General features: G+C 64.7%; 3 protein-coding genes. All 3 read left to right on the forward strand.

Going from position 1 to position 2,878, the window contains the following annotated elements; genetic code table 11:
• Positions 1–873 (forward strand): aconitase family protein (locus AC1DY5_RS49835; protein ID WP_478121707.1); only part of this gene is annotated, 873 nt, incomplete at its 5' end.
• 88 nt (positions 874–961) lie between these two features.
• Entirely contained in the window at positions 962–1,612 is a 651-nt protein-coding gene (leuD, locus tag AC1DY5_RS49840; protein ID WP_478121708.1) for a 3-isopropylmalate dehydratase small subunit, read from the forward strand.
• A 33-nt stretch (positions 1,613–1,645) separates the two neighbouring features.
• Positions 1,646–2,734 carry a 3-isopropylmalate dehydrogenase gene (leuB, locus tag AC1DY5_RS49845; protein WP_478121709.1) on the forward strand — a complete coding sequence of 363 codons (1,089 nt, stop codon included), beginning with the start codon at positions 1,646–1,648 and terminating at the stop codon, positions 2,732–2,734.
• Positions 2,735–2,878 lie beyond the last annotated feature (144 nt).

The raw sequence follows: 2,878 nt of genomic DNA on the forward strand, positions 1-2,878 counted from the left end.
GCCAAGGACATCGTGCTGGCCGTGATCGGCAGGATCGGCACCGCCGGCGGCACCGGCTACACGATCGAATTCGCCGGCTCGGCAATCCGCGACTTGAGCATGGAAGGCCGCATGACAGTCTGCAACATGGCGATCGAAGCCGGCGCGCGCGCCGGGCTGGTGGCGGTCGACGACAAGACCATCGCCTACATCAAGGGCCGCCCGCTGGCGCCGACCGGCGTCGAATGGGACCAGGCGGTCGCCTACTGGAAGACCTTGCAGTCCGACCCGGGCGCGCACTTCGACCTGGTGGTCGAGTTCGACGCGGCGCAGATCAAGCCGCAGGTCACCTGGGGCACCTCGCCCGAGATGGTGGTGCCGGTCGATGGCCGCGTGCCCGATCCGGACAAGGAAAAGGACGCCAACAAGCGCGACGCGATCGAGCGCGCCCTGGCCTACATGGGCCTGGAGCCGAACAAGGCCATGAACGACATCCTGATCGACAAGGTCTTCATCGGCTCCTGCACCAACAGCCGCATCGAGGACATGCGCGAGGCCGCGGCCATGGTCAAGAAACTGGGCCGAAAGGTCGCCAAGAACGTCAAGCTCGCGATGGTGGTGCCGGGCTCGGGCCTGGTGAAGGAACAGGCCGAGCGCGAAGGCCTGGACCAGATCTTCAAGGCCGCCGGCTTCGAGTGGCGCGAACCGGGCTGCTCGATGTGCCTGGCGATGAACGCCGACCGGCTCGAGCCGGGCGAGCGCTGCGCCTCGACCAGCAACCGCAACTTCGAAGGCCGCCAGGGCGCGGGCGGACGCACTCATCTGGTGAGTCCTGCGATGGCTGCTGCGGCCGCCGTGCACGGCCACTTCGTCGATGTCCGCCAGTTCTCGTGAGACTTTGCGGGACAGACCAAGAATTGCGAAGCAATTTTGCTCTGTCCTCAACTGATCAGATGACTCAATTGACCAGAGAAAAATCACCATGCAAAAGTTCACCGTACACAAGGGCCTCGTGGCGCCGATGGACCGCGAGAACGTCGACACCGACGCGATCATCCCGAAGCAGTTCCTGAAGTCGATCCACAAGACCGGCTTCGGGCAGAACCTGTTCGACGCCTGGCGCTACCTGGACCCGGGCGAGCCGGGCCAGGACCCGAAGTCGCGCAAGCCCAACCCCGACTTCGTGCTGAACCAGCCGCGCTACGCCGGCGCCTCGGTGCTGCTGGCGCGCAAGAACTTCGGCTGCGGCTCGTCGCGCGAGCACGCGCCCTGGGCGCTCGACCAGTACGGCTTCCGCGCCATCATCGCGCCGAGCTACGCCGACATCTTCTTCAACAACAGCTTCAAGAATGGCCTGCTGCCGATCGTGCTGAGCGAAGCCCAGGTGGCGCAGCTGTTCGACGAGACCTTCGCCTTCCCGGGCTATAGCCTGACCGTCGACCTCGAGCGCCAGGTCATCGTCAAGCCGGACGGCAGCGAACTCCCGTTCGAGGTCCAGGCCTTCCGCAAGTACTGCCTGATCAACGGCCTCGACGACATCGGCCTGACCCTGCGCCACAAGGACAAGATCGCGGCCTTCGAGGCCGAACGCCTGGCACAGAAGCCGTGGCTCAATCACCAGCTGATCGCCTGACCCTTCATTTCCTATTCTTCCAAGCTCAAGCTTATGAAAATCGCAGTCCTCCCCGGTGACGGCATCGGCACCGAAATCGTCGCCGAAGCCATCCGCGTGCTCGAAACGCTCGATCTCAAGTTCGAGATGGAGTCGGCATTGGTCGGCGGCGGCGCCTACGAAGCCCACGGCCATCCACTGCCCGACGCCACCCTCAAGCTGGCCAAGGAAGCCGACGCCGTACTGTTCGGCGCCGTCGGCGACTGGAAGTACGACAAGCTCGAGCGCTCGCTGCGCCCCGAGCAGGCCATCCTCGGCCTGCGCAAGAACCTCGGCCTGTTCGCCAACTTCCGCCCGGCGATCTGCTACGAGCAGCTGGTCGGCGCGTCGAGCCTCAAGCCCGAGCTGATCTCGGGCCTGGACATCCTGATCATCCGCGAGCTGACCGGCGACATCTACTTCGGCCAGCCGCGCGGCCGCCGCACCGCTGTCGACGGCCACTTCCCTGGCGCCGAGGAAGCCTTCGACACCATGCGCTACTCGCGCCCGGAGGTCGAGCGCATCGCCCACGTCGCGTTCCAGGCGGCGCGCAAGCGCAGCAAGCGCGTGACCAGCGTCGACAAGGCCAACGTGCTCGAGACCTTTCAGTTCTGGAAGGACATCGTGACCGAGGTCGGGAAGGAATATCCGGACGTCGAACTCGACCACATGTACGTCGACAACGCCGCCATGCAACTGGTCAAGGCACCGAAGAAGTTCGACGTCGTGGTCACCGGCAACATGTTCGGCGACATCCTGTCGGACGAGGCGGCGATGCTCACCGGCTCGATCGGCATGCTGCCCTCGGCCTCGCTGAACGCCAGCAACCAGGGCCTCTACGAGCCCAGCCACGGCAGTGCACCCGACATTGCCGGCAAAGGGGTTGCCAATCCTTTGGCTACAATCCTGTCCGCTGCCATGATGCTTCGCTTCTCACTCAACCAGCCCGAGGCTGCCGACCGGATCGAGTCGGCGGTTCAATCCGTGCTGGCGCAGGGGCTGCGCACGGCAGACATCTGGTCCGCGGGCACGACCAAGGTCGGCACCCGCGAGATGGGCGATGCCGTGGTGGCTGCCATCACCAAAAAGACGATTACCGGCTAACCGCAGCCCGATTCGTCACGCCCTCCCCCGGCTCTGACGAGCCGGGCGCAAAGAGAAAACAGTTTCTTTTTTCACAAGGGCACTTTTGTTATGGCGAACGCAAATCAACCTCTGGTCGGCCTCGTGGGCTGGCGCGGCATGGTC

It is taken from the genome of Variovorax sp. P4_D9 (assembly GCF_056401695.1).